General features: G+C 59.3%; 15 protein-coding genes. 10 read left to right on the forward strand and 5 right to left on the reverse strand.

The genetic code is table 11. The features are described 5' to 3' along the window. Position 1: 1 nt before the first annotated feature. Positions 2–739 carry a lysophospholipid acyltransferase family protein gene (locus AAGF34_RS11750; protein WP_342620783.1) on the forward strand — a complete coding sequence of 246 codons (738 nt, stop codon included), beginning with the start codon at positions 2–4 and terminating at the stop codon, positions 737–739. Here the strand turns inward: AAGF34_RS11750 and AAGF34_RS11755 are convergent. Beyond that, positions 736–2379: a GGDEF domain-containing protein gene (locus AAGF34_RS11755; RefSeq protein ID WP_342620784.1), complete on the reverse strand. Its 1644-nt coding sequence runs from the start codon at positions 2377–2379 to the stop codon at positions 736–738. The two genes, AAGF34_RS11750 and AAGF34_RS11755, sit on opposite strands and share 4 nt — an antisense overlap. 192 nt (positions 2380–2571) lie before the next feature. Further along, a complete protein-coding gene (locus tag AAGF34_RS11760; RefSeq protein ID WP_342620785.1) occupies positions 2572–4386 on the reverse strand; it encodes a diguanylate cyclase in 1815 nt (604 codons plus the stop codon). Between the two features lie 116 nt (positions 4387–4502). Between AAGF34_RS11760 and AAGF34_RS11765 the strand changes: the two genes are divergently transcribed. The 3 genes from AAGF34_RS11765 to AAGF34_RS11775 are packed head-to-tail and all read left to right on the forward strand — an operon-like array spanning position 4503 to position 7070. Then, entirely contained in the window at positions 4503–5381 is an 879-nt protein-coding gene (locus AAGF34_RS11765; protein ID WP_342620786.1) for a pirin family protein, read from the forward strand. A 2-nt stretch (positions 5382–5383) separates the two neighbouring features. Then, positions 5384–5908, forward strand: a complete 525-nt coding sequence (locus AAGF34_RS11770; protein WP_342620787.1) for a TlpA disulfide reductase family protein — start codon at positions 5384–5386, stop codon at positions 5906–5908. A 55-nt stretch (positions 5909–5963) separates the two neighbouring features. Continuing rightward, positions 5964–7070, forward strand: coding sequence for a transglutaminase-like domain-containing protein (locus AAGF34_RS11775; RefSeq protein ID WP_342620788.1), 1107 nt, complete (start codon positions 5964–5966; stop codon positions 7068–7070). Here the strand turns inward: AAGF34_RS11775 and selD are convergent. After that, positions 7067–8152 (reverse strand): selenide, water dikinase SelD, encoded by a 1086-nt coding sequence (selD, locus tag AAGF34_RS11780; protein WP_342620789.1) that lies wholly within the window; start codon positions 8150–8152, stop codon positions 7067–7069. The genes AAGF34_RS11775 and selD overlap by 4 nt on opposite strands. Positions 8153–8193: 41 nt before the next feature. Here selD and mnmH point away from each other — a divergent pair, with 41 nt between their 5' ends. From mnmH to AAGF34_RS11810, 6 genes are all read left to right on the forward strand, one after another. After that, positions 8194–9249 carry a tRNA 2-selenouridine(34) synthase MnmH gene (gene mnmH / locus AAGF34_RS11785; RefSeq protein WP_342620790.1) on the forward strand — a complete coding sequence of 352 codons (1056 nt, stop codon included), beginning with the start codon at positions 8194–8196 and terminating at the stop codon, positions 9247–9249. A gap of 34 nt (positions 9250–9283) precedes the next feature. Further along, entirely contained in the window at positions 9284–10087 is an 804-nt protein-coding gene (locus AAGF34_RS11790) for an AraC family transcriptional regulator (RefSeq protein WP_342620791.1), read from the forward strand. An 83-nt stretch (positions 10088–10170) separates the two neighbouring features. Then, the gene (locus AAGF34_RS11795) at positions 10171–10791 is read left to right on the forward strand and encodes a LysE family translocator (protein ID WP_342620792.1); all 621 of its coding nucleotides are present in this window, start codon (positions 10171–10173) and stop codon (positions 10789–10791) included. A 949-nt stretch (positions 10792–11740) separates the two neighbouring features. Continuing rightward, on the forward strand, positions 11741–12202 hold the full coding sequence (locus tag AAGF34_RS11800) for a hypothetical protein (RefSeq protein ID WP_342620793.1): 462 nt from the start codon (positions 11741–11743) through the stop codon (positions 12200–12202). A gap of 324 nt (positions 12203–12526) precedes the next feature. Continuing rightward, a complete protein-coding gene (locus tag AAGF34_RS11805; protein WP_342620794.1) occupies positions 12527–13906 on the forward strand; it encodes a cytochrome C in 1380 nt (459 codons plus the stop codon). A 14-nt stretch (positions 13907–13920) separates the two neighbouring features. Then, the gene (locus tag AAGF34_RS11810; RefSeq protein WP_342620795.1) at positions 13921–14574 is read left to right on the forward strand and encodes a c-type cytochrome; all 654 of its coding nucleotides are present in this window, start codon (positions 13921–13923) and stop codon (positions 14572–14574) included. Between the two features lie 53 nt (positions 14575–14627). Here the strand turns inward: AAGF34_RS11810 and AAGF34_RS11815 are convergent, their stop codons facing one another. Both AAGF34_RS11815 and AAGF34_RS11820 read right to left on the reverse strand, forming a co-directional pair. Beyond that, complete coding sequence (locus AAGF34_RS11815) at positions 14628–16289, reverse strand: NRAMP family divalent metal transporter (RefSeq protein WP_342620796.1); 1662 nt, start codon at positions 16287–16289, stop codon at positions 14628–14630. 29 nt (positions 16290–16318) lie between these two features. Next, entirely contained in the window at positions 16319–16468 is a 150-nt protein-coding gene (locus tag AAGF34_RS11820) for a hypothetical protein (protein WP_342620797.1), read from the reverse strand. Positions 16469–16783 lie beyond the last annotated feature (315 nt).

Consider the following 16783-nt stretch of genomic DNA (forward strand, 5'->3'; position numbering starts at 1 on the left):
TGTGCGCAGCGCAAAGGCCGTCTGGCGATTGCTACAGGTGCTGCTGCACATCCTGCACGGCCTGTGGACCATCTGGCGTGTCTTTCCCCGGCTGTCGCAGCAGGAGCGGGATGCGCGTGCGCAGGTCTGGGCGAAAGCCCTGCTCAACAAGCTGTCCATCGAGTTGGTGGTGCGGGGCGTGCCTGCCGATGGCCCGGTATTGCTGGTGGCCAACCACATCTCCTGGCTGGACATCGTGGCCATGCAGGCGGTACGGCACTGCCGTTTTATTTCCAAGAGTGATGTGCGGCACTGGCCGCTGGTCGGCATGCTGGCCGCCGGGGCCGGCACCCTGTTCATTGAGCGCGCGTCTCGGCGTGATGCCATGCGCGTGGTGCACCAGATGGCCGATCAGCTGCGTGCGGGCGACGTGCTGGCCGTGTTCCCTGAAGGCACCACCGGCGACGGAACCCAGGTGTTGCCCTTCCATGCCAATTTGCTGCAGGCGGCCATTTCCGTGAATGTGCCGGTGCAACCGGTGGCGCTGGGTTTTGCGGATGGCGTCACCGGTCAGGCCAGCCTGGTGCCGTGCTACATCGGCGACGACACCTTGGTGCAATCGCTTTGGCGCACCGCCTGTACCGACCGACTGCAGGCCATCGTGCAATACGGACAAAGCCAGACCGCGCAGGGGCGCGATAGGCGCACCTGGGCCGAAGACCTGCGCCAAGCCGTTGTGGCCCTGCGCCAGACGTCCTAGTAGGTCGAAGAGTTGGACGAGTCGCCCGAGGTGTGGTGGCGTTGCCCGCCGCCCCGTTTGGCGACGTACATGGCGCTGTCTGCCAGCACCAGAAGCTGGTCTGCGCTGTCCGCGTCTTCTGGATACAGCGCAATCCCGATGCTGGCGCCTATGACCAGCAAACGACTTCCGACCGTGTAAGGCTCGCTCACCCTGGCAATCAGCTTCCTGGCGATCTGGCCCGCTTCCGCCGCGCTGGGGTTGTCGGTCATCAGCAGGACAAATTCGTCGCCGCCAATGCGCCCGATGATGTCGGAGGCGCGCACGCATTCGCGCAGCCGCGCGGCCACTTGCTGCAGCAGCAGATCGCCGACGTCATGGCCGTGGGTATCGTTGATCAGCTTGAAACCATCCAGATCCATGAACAGCACCGCCAGGCTGCCCTTCTGGCGTTCGGCCAGGGCGAGGCTCTGCGCCATGCTGGCCTGAAAGGCCATGCGATTGGGCAAGCCGGTGAGCGGGTCGTGGTGCGCCAGATAGCTCATCTGCTTTTGCGATTGCAGCAGGCGGATCACCAGTTCGTTGAAACTCTTGACCATGGCGCCCACTTCGTCATGGCGTATCAGCGGCAGCGGAGCCAGAGGAGTGTCGCCCTTGGCCATGGCCCGCATCTGCGCTGCCGAGTCGACCAGCGGCCGGAAGATGTAGGCAAGGATGACGACCAGAAACAGGATGACCAGAAGGCTCACCACCAGGCCACCTTTCATGACCTGGGACAAAAGCTTGTCTACAGTCCTGAACGCCTCGCTGCTGGGGGTGCGCACCACCAGAAACCATTGGGCGCTGGGTACGTCCGTGACGGCCACCAACTCCTCCTTGCCCTGGGCATTCACAGTCACCCCGGTGCCTCGCCAGCCCAGCATGGCTTTGTCGTGCAGCGGGTTGCGCCCCACGGCGGGTGTCGGGCTGAGCCGCATGTCCGGGTTGCTGGCGGTGACGAACATTTTGTCGCGCGGGGAAATCAGCAACATGCCACCGCTGTTGCCGACGATGCCCTTCTGGACCAGATCCAGAAAGCCGGGTGAATTCAATGCAGTCACCCCCATCAGCACGCCGATGATCTGCTGCTGGTCGTTGCGTATAGGAACCGCCATGTTGATGACGGCCACCTTGGCTGCGCGGCCTATGCTGGGTCTGCCAATGGCGAACTCACCCTTGTCGCGCGCCTGACGGAACCAGTCCCTGTCGTTGAAGTCGAGCTCGGAGCGGCCGGGCAGCACCGGGTAGTCGGCGATGGCGCCCCTGCCATCTTCTGCGACCACCACCACCCCGAAGCTGAACAGGGGGGCAATCGCATCATTGGACTTCAGCCAGTTTCGCAGTTCTTCCGGGTGGGAGAGCGCATGCCGGGGCAGCTCCTTGCTCAGGCGTTCCAGAAACTGCCGGCGTGCCCTGATCTTGGTGTCAATGTCCTCGGCAACATACTTGCCCATGGAGAGCTGCTGCGCATTGACGACCTCGGTGATGCCGCTCTTCAGCGTGGATTGGATCACCAGATAGCGCACCACGCTGCCGGTCAGAACCAGGGTGATTGCGAGCGCGATGAGTTTGATGACCAGACTGTGCGTGTACTTCACTGATTGGAAGTTCTTGAAATGCATGACCCGCTTCCAATGGATGACTGTGACCGCAGACTGCAATGGCGCCGTTTCCGTACAGCGACCACATTGATTTTGAAGAGCGAATTCTAGAGTGCATTGGGGTAACCGAAGTTACCGTTTGGCCAAATAGCGCGGAAGGTCAAGCCCATGGGCGCACGGGTCACGCCAAGCACACGGGCGGTGTGGCAGGATCTAGTGTGGTTTTTCTTGACTTTCGTCAAAAAAGTGAAAGCGGTTGCGTCCGGCCATCTTGGCACGGTACATCGACTGATCGGCACGGCGCAGCAGCAGATCTGGGTGTGTGCCATCGCGTGGATAGACTGCAATGCCCATGCTGGCCGACACCTGGAGCTGGGTCCCGTCCACGGTGACGGGTTCACTGGCAGCCTGCAGCAGACGATCCAGCACAGGCTCAGAGTCGTCGCTGTGGTCGAGGTCCACCAGCACCGCGACGAATTCGTCGCCGCCCAGGCGTGCCAAGGTGTCGCCGTCGCGCAGGGCGCCTTTCATGCGCTGGGACAGCACGACCAGCAGTTCGTCGCCCACATCGTGACCATGGGTGTCGTTGACCAGCTTGAATCCGTCCAGGTCCAGGAATACCACGGCCAGCGCCTGCTTGCGCCGCTGGCTCTGGCTCATGGCCTGGTGCAAGCGGTCCGCCAGCAGCAGTCGGTTGGGTAAATGGGTGAGGGTGTCAAAGTGCGCCAGGTTCTCCAGCTGCTTCTGGTAGGTCTTCATGGCAGTGATGTCGGTAAACAGCATCACGTAGTTCAGTACCTTGCCTTGCGCATCGGTCACTGCACTGATGGTGAGCATTTCCACGTAGGCATCACCGTTCTTGCGCACGCTCCAGATTTCGCCGCTCCAGTGTCCTTCGCCCTTGAGCCCTTTCCAGATGGTCTCCAGGTAGCCATCCGAATGGGGGCCGGGCCGCAAGACATAGGGTTGGGTTCCCATTACCTCTTCGCGCTCATAGCCCGTGATGGTGGTGAAGGTGCGATTGACTTCGACGATACGGGTGTCGGCGTCGGTGATGACAATGCCCTCGCGCGCATGGCTGAACACATTGGCCGCCAGTTGCAGTTTGTCTCTGGAGCGTTTGCGTTCAGTGATGTCTGTCAGACTGGCCAGCACAGCAGGCGCCCCACCGTATTGAATGAGGGTGCCGGTCATCTGCACGTCGACGACGGAACCGTCCACGCGAAAGAGCTTCATGTCCAGTGCAGGCGAATTCAAGCCGGTTTTCTCGCGGTCCTTGATCCGTTGTCGCGTGATTTCCCGGAAGTCCGGATGGGTCATCTCCATGATGGGCAGGCCCATCAATGCTTGCGCACTGGGGGCGCGCAAAATCTGGACTGCTGCCGGGTTGGCGTACACCACATGGGTATGTTGGTGCACGATGATGCCCATGGGCAAAAACTCCACCAGCGTGCGGTAACGGGCCTCGCTCTCGCGCAACTGGCGACCTTCGGTGTCACGCTCGATGGCAATGCAGGCCAGTGCGGCGTACTGCTGGATGAGTACCAGGTCCACTTCCTCCGGCGCCCGCGGCTCGTGGTAGTAGATGGCAAAGGTGCCGAGCACCTTGCCGGAAGATGAAACGATGGGTTGGGACCAGCAGGCCGCCAGCCGCGCCTGGCGTGCCAGCGGACGATACGGTTCCCAGTAGGGGTGGGTGGCGATGTCTTCCACTACGACGCGACTGGCCGTGTAGGCGGCGGTTCCGCAGGAGCCGGCCGCAGGGCCGATCTCCAGCCCGACCAGGGCCGAGGTGTAGAAATCCGGCAGGCTGGGGCCCATGGCATGGGCAACGCGTTTGCCCTCTTCGTCCAACCGTATCAGGCTGCACAGGGCGCCAGGGCGCAGGGCTTCAAAGCCATGCAGCAACACTTCAAAAATGCGGGTGAGGGGGGCGTTTTCCACCAGCAGTTCCAGTACTTGCGTACGGAACTGGGCCTCTTCGCGGTTCAGGACTTCGTTGGCGCCGGATCTGTCAGAAGCAGTCACAGTTTCTCTCCCCCCATGCGCAATGGTACTCCTGAGCCCGCAAAAACACCTTACAAATCGGCTTGTCATCACGGGGCATCCGGCAATAATCACGCCATCAACCGTACAGGCCGCCCATGCAAACCTATCAAACGCTCACACCCCACCAGCACGATCTGGGAGGCGGTTTCATCGTGCGGCGACTCCTGCCCTCGGCGCAGCGCCAGGCCGTCGGGCCGTTCATCTTCTTTGACCATTTCGGCCCGGTGCATGCGCAGCCCAGCGACAACCACGATGTACGGCCCCATCCGCATATCGGCCTGTCCACCGTCACCTATCTGTTTGAAGGCGCCATGATGCACCGCGACTCCACCGGCGCCGTGCAGCGCATGGAGCCTGGAGAACTCAACTGGATGACGGCGGGCAAGGGCATCGTCCATTCCGAGCGCACGCCCGATGACCTACGCGACAAACCCCGCGTGTCGCACGGCCTGCAACTGTGGATGGCCCTGCCAGCTGAAGAGGAAGAGTGCGCCCCCTTTTTGCTGCATTTCGATGCGCAGGACATTCCCAAGGTGCAGCTGCCCGGTGCGCGCGTGACGGTCATGGCTGGGTCTGCATTTGGTGCCACCTCGCCGGTACCGGCCAAGTCGCCCACCATCTACCTGGACATGGCGCTCGAAGCCGGTGCCGCATTGCAGATTCCGGCCAACTATTCCGAGCGCGCGCTGTATGCGCTGGACAGCAGTTGCACGCTGGACGGTGAGCCCCTGGCGCAGCACCAGATGGTGGTGCTGCCAACCGGCAGCACGCCTGCCTTGCGTGCCAGCGGCGCGGCGCGCGTGGTGCTGGTGGGTGGCGAGCCGCTGGGCCACCGCTTCATCGCCTGGAACTTCGTCTCCAGCCGTAAGGAGCGGTTGACGCAGGCCAAGGAAGACTGGATCGCCCAGCGCTTTGACCCCATCCCCGGCGAGACCGAGTTCATTCCCTATCCCGCGCCGCGGCCCGCTGCCTGAGCATGGTGCGCGCCCATCGCCGCACGGTGCTGCGCGCCTTGGCACTGTCGCCGCTGGCCGGTGTGGCGCATGCCGCATCCACCGATGCGGCCCATTGGTCGCCCTGGCCGGCATCCCGTCGCACGCCATCGCTGACCCTGCCCACGCTGGACGGTGCAACCTGGGACCTTACGCAGGTCAAGGGGCAGGCCGTGCTGCTCAACTTCTGGGCTACCTGGTGCGAGCCCTGCCGCGCTGAAATGCCCTCGCTGCAGGCGTTGCAAAAGCAGTACCGCGACCGCAATCTGCTGGTGGTCGCGGTGAACTTCCGGGAGTCTCGCGACGCGGTGCAGCGCTACCGCGACGTGCTGGGGCTGGACTTTATGGTGCTGCGCGACTCGTATGGCGATGTGAGCCTGGCTTGGGGTGTGCGCACCTTTCCCACGTCCTTGCTGATAGACCGCGCCGGGCGCGCGCAATGGTCGGTCCAGGGTGAGGTGGACTGGGCTGACTCGGCGGTGCGACAGAAGATCGAAACCAGGCTGTAGTCGGAGTTGGGTACAGTTGGCCCCCTTGATACGCCAACCATTTGCGAGTTCCACCATGACCCTTACACGCCGCCGCATGCTGCAAGCCGGATGCGCCGCCATCGCCACCCCCACCATTCTTGAACGCGCCTTTGCTGCCGAGCGCCGCTTCGAGCCGCAGGTTCAGGGCTGGCGCACCTTTGAAGTCACCACCAATGTCCAGGTCGCAGATGCCAAGGGTGTCACGCGCATCTGGCTGCCGGTGCCTGATCTGGACAACGACTTCCAACGCGCTGGTCTCAACAGCTGGAGCGGCAACGCCACCAGTGCGCGCCTGGTGTCTGACGCCAGGACCGGCACACGCATGCTGTACGCCGAGTTTGCGGCCGACGTGGCCGCGCCCACGCTGTCGCTCACCAGCACCGTGCAGACGCGCAACCGCGCCATCGACTGGTCGCACAAGGTCGCTGCTCACGAAGACCCCGCCGTTCTGCGCGCCAACCTGGCCGCCACCGAGCTTCTGCCGATTGACGGCGTGGTACTGGAAACCGCCAAGAAGGCCATTCAGGGCGCGGGCAGCGATGTCGAGAAGGTGCGCGCCATTTATCAATGGGTGGTGGACAACGCCTACCGTGAACCCAGCACACGCGGTTGCGGTGTGGGCGACATCAAGGCCATGCTGGAGAGCGGCAACCTGGGCGGCAAGTGCGCCGATCTGAACGCCATCTTTGTCGGCTTGTGCCGTGCGGTGGGCGTGCCCGCGCGCGACATCTATGGCTTGCGTGTGGCGCCTTCCGCCTTTGGCTACAAGGAGCTGGGCGGCAATTCCGCCAGCCTCAAGGGCGCGCAACATTGCCGCGCCGAAGTCTTCCTGAAGGAATATGGCTGGGTGGCAATGGACCCGGCCGACGTGCTCAAGGTGATGCGCCAGGAAACACCCGAGTGGATCAAGGACGTCTCCAACCCGGTCTCTGCACCCGTGGCCAAAGGCCTGTTCGGAGGTTGGGAAGGCAACTGGGTGGGCTGGAACACCGCCCACGACCTGAAACTGCCCAACTACTCGCGGCCGCAGACACTGCCGTTCCTGATGTATCCGCAAGGCGAGAACGGCAACGGTCGCTTTGACGAGCTGGCGCCCGACAGCTTCCGCTACACCATCTCCGCCAAGGAACTTTCGGCCTAAATGATCTGAACCTGTGCCGCTCCGGTGGCTAGGCGGCCAATCACCGCCGCCTCGCTGAAGTCTTCCGCACGCAAGATGCCCAGCACTTGATCCGCCACATGCGGCGCGCAGGCAATCAGCAGGCCGCCGCTGGTCTGCGGGTCCGACAGCATGTTCTGCTTCCACAGCTCGCATCCGGGGGGCAACAGCATGCTGCTGCCGTAGCCATCCCAGTTGCGCTTGGAGGCTCCGGTGGCGATGCCACTCTGTGCAATCTCTGCGGCCAGCGGAATCACGGGGACTGCATCAAATGTCACTTGCGCAGACAGCGATGAGCCGCGGCAAATTTCCAGCAGATGGCCGGCCAGGCCAAAGCCGGTGACGTCGGTCATGGCGTGCACCTCGGGCAGTTCGGCCAGTGCGATGCCGGGTGTGTTGAGCTTGGTTGTCCAGCGCACCATGTCGGCGTAGCCTTGCGCAGACAGCGTGCCTTTCTTGAGCGCCGCAGACAGCATGCCCACGCCCAGCGGCTTGCTCAGGATCAGCACATCGCCGGCCTGTGCCGCGTTGTTGCGCTTGACCTTGTCGGGGTGCACCAGGCCGATACCGACCAGACCGTAGATGGGCTCCAGCGTGTCAATGCTGTGGCCGCCCGCCACCGGAATGCCCGCGGCCTTGCACACGTCCTGCCCACCGGCCAGGATCAGGCGGATTGCTTCTTCCGGAATCTTGCCCAGCGGCATGCCCACCAGGGCCAGCGCAAACAAGGGCGTACCGCCCATGGCGTACACGTCCGACAGCGCGTTGGTCGCGGCAATGCGGCCAAAGTCATACGGGTCGTCCACGATGGGCGTAAAGAAGTCGGTGGTGGCGATGACGGCCTGCTGGTCGTTGAGCTTGTAGACCGCGGCATCGTCGCTGGTCTCGGTGCCCACCAGCAGGTCCGGCGGCAGCAGCGGCATGTTGCTGCTGGCCAGCAGGCGCGAGAGCACCGCCGGTGCGATCTTGCAGCCGCAGCCGCCGCCATGGCTGAATTCGGTCAGGCGAATGGCCGCCACGGTTTCGGGGTTGGCAAGGGAGGAGGGGGAGCTGGTGGTCGGCATATAAAATTGCGTCTCTGATTCAACATGCAACGGGACACCCATTGACTTCAATTGATCATACCCGTGCGACTGTTGAGCAGCTGGCCGAGTTCGACACCATCATCGACGCGCGCAGCCCCGCCGAGTTTGCCGAAGACCATATTCCCGGAGCCATCAACTGCCCTGTGCTGGACGACGAACAGCGCATCATTGTGGGTACCTTGTACAAGCAGGCGTCACCCTTCGAGGCGCGCAAGGTCGGCGCGGTGCTGGTGGCGCGCAATGTGGCCAACCATATCGAGACCTACTTCGCCGACAAACCCAAGAACTGGAAGCCGCTGGTGTACTGCTGGCGCGGCGGCCAGCGCAGCGGCGCTTTCACCCACATCCTGCGCGAGGTGGGCTGGTCGGCCAAGCGCCTGCAGGGCGGTTACAAGTCCTGGCGCCACCATGTGATCGAGCAACTGGGCAGCCTGCCACAGGCCCTGCGCTTTACCGTGGTGGCTGGCCCCACCGGCAGCGCCAAGACGCGGGTGCTCGAAGCTTTGGAGCGCCTGGGTCATCAGGTATTGAACCTAGAAGCGCTGGCGCAACACAAAGGCTCGGTGCTGGGCGACCTGCCGGGGCAGCCGCAGCCTTCGCAAAAGATGTTCGAAACCCTGGTACTCGCCGAAGTGTCGCGTTTTGATCCGGCGCGCCCGGTGTTCGTGGAGTCCGAGAGCAAGCGCGTGGGGCAGCTGCGCGTGCCCGATGCGGTGTTCCAGGGCATACAAAGCGGCAACTGGGTGCGCGTGCAAGCCAGCATGGAAGAGCGCGTGCAGTTCCTGCTGCGCGACTATGACTACTTCCTGAGCGGCCCGGTGCTGGAGCAGCAACTGGACCGTCTCAAGGAACTGTGCGGCGGCGAAACCGTGAGCCGCTGGAAGTCACTGGCAGCCAGCAAGGAATTTGCCACCCTGGTGGCCGAGCTGCTGTCCCAGCACTACGACCGGTTTTACCTGCGCTCGCTGAACAACCACGCCGAGGCCAGTACACCGCAGGCTACTTTTGTTGCGCAGGATTTGTCGGTCGAGGGGATTGAAGCGCTGGCTCGGGCTATTGGGGCTGCTGCGTCCTGAGTCTGTTCTTCCAATCAATTCGCCCCTAGCCGCCATGTCCCCGCCATTGCACCGTTGCGTTGTACTAAACGGCCCGGTCTCGGGCGTGCATGCGGTGCACATGCACAGCAATCGCGCCTTTGACAGGCATTGCCATGACAGTTTTGGATTCGGGCTGATGGATGCGGGTGGTCAGGTCTCTGCCAGTGGTCGCGGACCAGTGGAATCACTTGCCGGGAACGTCATCACCACCAACCCCGGTGAGATACACGATGGTGTGCCCCTGCAGCGGCGTCCACGGTGTTGGCGTATGGTCTATGTTTCTACGCAGCTCATGGCGGATGCGGTGGGCTTGGATACTGTGGAGTTGACCCGCCCCGTGCTGGAGGATGCCGAGCTGCGCCAGACGGTTGATGCACTGCTACGGCACTGGGCGCCCACACAGGGGCCGGACTCTGGCGCAGAGGAAATGCTCACCCACACCCTGGGCATGTTGGTGCAGCGTTATGGCAACCGGGCACTGCCCGATGTGCTTCCCTCTACGTTGTGCGCGGTCCGCGAGAGTCTGCTGGACCAGATGGACGCGCCGCCGTCGCTTGAAGCGCTGTCGAAGTTAGCAGGGCTTTCGCGTTTCCAGTTGGTGCGCCAGTTTGCGCGGACGTTTGGTCTGCCGCCCTTTGCCTGGCTGCAGCAGCAACGGCTGCACCGCGCACAGGCGCGGATAGCCAAGGGATATTCGCTCACGGAATCGGCCCTGTCCTGTGGCTTTGCCGACCAGAGCCACATGACCCGCGCCTTTCAACGGTTCCTCGGCTACACACCGGGCATGTGGCAACACGCGCAGCACAGGCTGCAATAACGTTCAAGACCCGACGGCCCACCCGCAACGAAGATGGCCCCAACACACCACCGGGTGTGTTCTTCATGGCGGAAGGGCCTTTCATGATCAGTCTTGAATTTCTTGTGACCTCGTTGGTGGTGGTCGTCACTCCTGGAACCGGCGTGTTGCTCACGGTTTCCACTGCGCTGTCGCAGGGGCGCTTGGCGGGTGTGTATGCGGCGATGGGCTGCACGCTGGGCATCTTGCCGCACATGTTGGCTGCAGGCCTTGGGTTAGCCGCAGCCATGCACGCTGGCAGCCTTGCTTTTCAGGCGCTCAAGGTGCTGGGCGTGCTGTATCTGCTCTATCTGGCCGTGTTGACCTGGCGTGACCGAACTGCCTTCACGGTTGACGAAGCACGCCCGCCTGTCCGTGTATGGAGTCTGGTAACCAAGGCCATCTTGCTGAACTCGCTCAATCCCAAGCTCTCGCTCTTCTTTCTGGCCTTCCTACCCCAATTTATGGACGCTTCCGCTGCGCAGCCTCTTGTGGCATTTGGCGTGCTGAGTGCCGTTTTCATGACCATGACCTTGGCGGTTTTCGTGGGTTACGGCATGTTGGCTCACGGCTTTCGGAGCATCGTGATTCAGACACCTACCGTGCAGGCCGGGCTGCGCAAGAGCTTTGCAGTGGCCTTCGTCTTCATGGCGGCAAGGTTGGCATGGACCGAGGGCACACCGTAAACTCAGCATAACAATGCTCGTGTCAACGACACCATTTTGCGATCCTGCGTGCTCTTTCAAAAGGAGCACACCAAATGGATTCGTTGACACTTTCCCAAATCTTCGTGGCCTGGCTTGTAGCCTCCGTTCCCGTGAGTTTGTTTGTAGGGCACTGCATCTTCGGCTCCAATCGTTGCGAGTGATAGGTCACCAAACTGCAAACAGACCTTCACGCAGGTCTTCCCGAAGCATATATTTCGATGCGATCAAAGACGCCTTAGCGTGCCTACTCTCGTGTTTGGGCTTGCGTCGCCGCAGCCAGCGTGTAGGTGGTTGAATCAGCAAAAACAGCAGCGTAATTAAGCACTCAGCGTCTCCAGAAGAGGCGCAACATCTTGCGCTAGACTGAGGCTCTTACTTCTTGTAAGAGCAATCCGACTCAGCATTTGACGACGAGAAAGACGTGAATATTTCTCTGTCTTCACCCAACACATCCACTTCGCCTCTCCCCGAAACGAGCCGGCGCATACTGTTTGCGCTGCTCGTATCGGTGGTACTGCACTGCAGTCTTCTCGTCGCCGGCTGGCGGAATCCAGAGCCCATACGTCTTACACCACCAGAGCCCACTTTCCTCACACTGAGGCTGCGGACCCTGCCTCCACCTTCCAACGAATCAACAGAAAGACAAGGTAACACTGTTGACACGGCGAGTAGGATTAAGGATTCTGTTTGGGTACCTCTGGGCTTTTGTCGTAGTGACTGGAATCGTCTGCACCTTGGGGGTGGTGGGAGGGCTGGGTATATGGGCAAAGGGGTAAATTGAACTGATCCGCCAAGAATGGTGTGCCGATGGGAAGTGTTGTCATCTGACAAGACCTTGACCTATCGCAACGAAAGGATTTCCGAACAGAGTCATACCCTAAGGTGCGCGTGGCGCTTGTAAAGGTATTGAATAACTTCGGAGTTTCTTATGAAAAAGACAGCAATATTGGTTGGTGTAGCGTTGTTATCTATGTCTGCATTTGCAGAGTTGCCCGTATCCACAGGAACTCCATCGTTGATCTTCAAGGCCATCCAGATTGAGAACACGAAGGACAAACAACAGGAGGTGGTGACACCGTATCGCCTGTATGACAAGCTTGTAGTGACAGTCTTTGACCCGGTGGTTTGCGGGCAACAGCCACAGGCCGCAAAGTTCAAGTTTACGGACAATCACTTAACGGTTGGCTATGACCTGACGCCTGGACCCGGGGGCGATTCAAAGAACTGCGCGTTGGTATCTGAATTTGTCATCGTAAATGCGCCGCACGGCGACTTCGAAGTCAATTTTGCGGGAGGCGATGAGCCGATGACTATTGCGAAATTGCGCAAGTGCCCGTTCTACCAGCCAAAGGGCGAAGACATTTATGAGTGCCTTGCGCCAACAAAATAGCGCTGTACCCATGGTGAATGAGTTGCCGCTACTCTGCATCCATTGATGGGAGTACCAAGTTAGCAGCTTGCGAAAAAAAACCTCCATCACATGACGGATGGAGGGTTCTGAAAAGCTTTCGCCAATAACATGTAGAGCGAGGGCGCCAATCCCCCGCAGTGCATATTGTCGACAGTTCGATACTCTTGAAATGTGCGTCTTTGCAAATTAATGTAAAGCTGGTTTTTTGCCTAATCACCTTGCGCTACGTCAATATTTTCTGCCTGCATCGGATCAGCATTGACCCATGTCGAAGTTGTTTCGGCAAATTGGCAGGAGACGAAAATGAAATTGGTTGAATGCGTTTGTGGCGTTGCTCGATCTTTGTGGTTGGGGACATGGAGAAAGTCGGCCATTGCTGGACTTGTCGGGCTGGTATCGCTGATTGCGTGTCAGTCAGCATTGGCTGTACCAACGTTCGCACGACAAACGGGACAAAGTTGCGTGGCGTGTCATGCGGGAGGTCAGTACCCCGAATTGACTCCCTATGGGCGGATGTTCAAGCTGACCGGATACACCTTGGGTGAAGGTGGCAATCCGCTGTCGGCAATGGTGGTGGCAACCAACACCACAACGCAAAATCCAGCGGCAGACGGGTATGGAGCCATGGCCTCAAGCCGGGATGGTCAAACCATTATTGAGAGTGCCAGTGTCTTTTTGGCCGGCAAGGTTACTGACAACATCGGCGGATTTGCGCAGTACACCCAGTCTTTTCCAGATGGGGGAAGTTTTGCAGCCGACAACTTTGATCTGCGGTATGCCGATCGAACGGTTGATGTCAATAGAGATCTGGTTTGGGGGCTCACACTCAACAACAATCCGTCGGTTCAAGACGTTTGGAACAGCGCGCCAGCATGGTCTTCTCCCTATATGAGCACGACACAGGGAGCGTTTGGGGGGCTGCCGTACACGACCTTGCTCGAGGGCGGGCTCTCTCAAAAGGTAGCAGGTATTGGTGGTTATATCTACCTCGATAAGACTTACTACGCCGAACTGACTTCATACCAGGCTGCCAAGGGTGGGCTTTCCTTCCTGAGCTATCCAACGCAAAGCGGAGACACCAGTCATCCATTTGCCGGTACCTATGTTGACGGCAACAACCTGTACTGGCGCCTTGCATACACGCGGGAATGGGATGCTCACAACATCATGGTAGGTGCTTTTGGATTCGATGCTAAAACGCTAGTGGACAATGCGGATGCAATTCCTGACGCGTCTCTTGGAAGCTTGCACTACCGGGATGTGGGCATAGACGCTCAGTATCAGTACTTGTTAGCTCCACATACGTTTACTGCACAAATACGTGCAATACAGGAAAACATTGATGACAACCAAGTTACGCCAACTTACAGCGGATCTGCGACATTAAATACCCTCTTTGCAAAGGCGAGTTATGTCTATCGGCAGACATACGGCGCAAGTTTGACCTACCGAAACGTAACAGGTAGCGCAGACGCAGCGGTTTACACCTACAACGCGACGAGTGTTCCGGATTCTGAGGTGTGGACACCAGAGTTCTTCTACCTGATCAATCAGAACGTGCGCGTGGGCGTTCAATTCAATATCTTCACCAAATATCTGGGAAGTACATCAAATTACGACGGTGCTGGTCGAAATGCCAGTGACAACAATTCCACATATGTGTATCTGTGGGCCGCTTTCTAATTGGGGAGACGATGATGAAGACCAAACAGCTTTTATTGAAATCCTTCACCGTTGTGGCCGCGGTGCTGACGATGTCCGCCTGCACCAGCCTTGGCAGTAGCCGTGATGTTGCAAACCCGGGTGTGCCCGGGAAGGTTGTAGCCGTTCAGGTGTGCTCCAACTGTCACGGAGTGACAGGTGAGTCCACATCACCGGCATTTCCCAAACTGGCAGGTCAACAAAAGGAGTACCTTGCAGCCCAATTGGCCGATTTCAAGGGCCACGACAGAAGTGACTCCCGTGGCACCCAATACATGTGGGGCTTTACCCACCTGACTGCAGGTCAGGTTGACGAGCTTGCAGATTACTTCTCCAGTCAGCCTGCTATGCGGGCACATATTGGTCAGAGCGCGCTATTGGTCCGAGGAGAGCAAATTTTCAACAACGGAATTCCCGAGAACGAAGTCGTAGCCTGCATGGCGTGTCATGGACCGAAGGCCGAAGGCAATGGTGGATTCCCACGCTTGGCCGGCCAACATGCAAGCTATGTCGTGGAGCAGCTCAAAGTGTTCAAGCACACGGACCAACGTCCTCGTGGTGCCGCTATGAAGCAAATCACGCACGCGCTATCAGATCAGGATATGGAAGCTGTAGCGCAATATTTGGCGTCGATCGGATCGCCAAGATAGCAACTTCGATCATTCGCTTGCGCCTACATACAGCATTTGGGCGCACGCTTCAATCAGGCAGGCATGGCTAGCAAAACGAGTTTTACGATTAGTAATCCCGCCGCGATAACCAGGTAGGCGCGCAGCACCAGCATCCACATGCGGCTGGACAAGCTGAGGCGTGCCGGCGTCAACATGTCCATGGCGGGCATTCTCCAGTTGTCTCGCTCTACTTGCGTCATTGGAAGGAGCGTGTCTTCGGAAACTTGAACGCCTTGATAGCGCTCATAGACCTTGACGGCTAATGCCAAGATTGCGCCGAGTACCGTTCCACCAACCAGGACACCAAGAATGTGTGCATCGCTGATGTCTGGGAAGAGCACGGCCGCAGTCAGAATGACCGAAAGCATCACCAGTACAGCAATGATGGCTGCGGTGAACCAGTTGAGCCCTTTGGAATTGGCCCAAGGGCCCAGTACCGCCTTGTCGTTGCACAGCAGGAGCAAGAAGACAGTAGCGCTAGGAAGCAACACGCCTGCCAAGGTCTGCACGAGGTTGGTGAGAAGTCCCAAGGGCGTGCCAGGAGTCAGTACCAAGGCGGCAGCAACGATGATCAGCCCTATGTAGACCGCATAGAAGGCCTTGGCATCGCCGGGCTTGCGGTGCAGGGAGTGACGCACTGCAAATACATCACCAATGGCGTAAGCCGTTGAAAGCGATACCGCCAATGCACCAATGATGGAAGCGTCGATGAGTGCAATGGCGAAAAATACGCCTGGCACACGACCATAGTATTTCTCCAACCCATTGGCGACACCCAGTGCGTCGGTGAAATTGCCGAATTCCGGCTGCCCGCCAAAGGTCTGCGCCGCAAAGGCAATCATGGCAACGGCGCCTACGACCACCAGGAAGATGCCCAGCCAAAGGTCCATGCGCTGGTATCGGATGAAGCGCGGGGTGATTCGCTTGTCGATGACATAGCTTTGCTGAAAGAACAATTGCCAAGGGGCGACGGTGGTCCCGACAATGCCAATGATCAGCAGCATGACTTCGCTCAGCTTGCTATCCTTGGGCATTTGGGGCACAAAGAAGTCATGAGCGATCTGGGTCGGGGCTGGATGGACCATGATCACGATGGGAATCAGTAGCAGACTCGCAAAAACAAGAAACAAGGAGAATCGTTCAAAGCGACGAAAGTCCCCGGTGCTGGCTGCTCCGATGATGATTAGCGCTGCGATTGCGACACCCCATATGCGCGAGACGCCCAGATAATCCAATCCGAGGCTGATACCGATGAATTCGGTAACGATGGTCAAGGCATTGAGCAAGAACAGATCGACTACGCTGAAAGCCCCCCAGAACTTTCCAAAGCGCTCAAAAATCAACCGAGCATGCCCAACTCCCGTGACGGCTCCCAGGCGAAGAACCATCTCCTGGTTGACATAAAGGACAGGTACAAGCAACAAGAGGGTCCATAGCAAGGATGTGCCGTAGTTTTGTCCGGCCTGCGTATAGGTGCCGAATGCACCCGCATCGTTGTCTCCTACCATCACTATCAGACCGGGACCAAGTATTGCCAGTAAGGTGTGCCAGCGCTGTTTCCATGTTGCGCGCACACCGGTATCCCCTAGTTTGATGGTTCCAAACGCTCCACGAATATCTCCCACATGTGCACTGTCGAGCACTGCGCTGGAGCCCACTTTGACGGAATCGTTCATTGCGTTGATTGGGGTCATATTGATTTCTCCTCTGTAGGCATGCGCGATCAGCGAGCGCTGGTCAAGATGGAAAACAAGGCTCCATACGGAGCGGCCGCGACAGGGTCGTGGTGCTGGTCAGCCTTGGGTCGGGTTGTAGATACGCATGTCCAAACCAAAGCCAGAGCCTTGATGACAAAGTGAATATTGAATTTCATGGCAACTCCTTTGTGAAGGCGATCCACAGGATCGACGTCAAAGCGCACACGTCTTTGCTACCGAAAACGCTCAGGCGAACGCTTCAGCACAAACGCATTGCGCAAATGCAAAAAACCGAGGAGATGCACTGCAGTGCCAAGAACTGACACCGAAAGAGAAAGCTGCAACACATCGTCCTGCTGAAACCAGCGAGACGATGCGGAAAAAGGCCGCCTACGTACGCGCTGGAGGGCTCGCCTTGGGCGAACCGGTACTAGGGCCAGATTCCATGGATTACTCCGTTGTTGAGAGGCGCGTATTGTCGTATTGACCGA

The sequence above is a fragment of the Rhodoferax sp. GW822-FHT02A01 genome (assembly GCF_038784515.1).
In the GTDB taxonomy this organism is placed as follows: Bacteria; Pseudomonadota; Gammaproteobacteria; order Burkholderiales; family Burkholderiaceae_C; genus Allorhodoferax.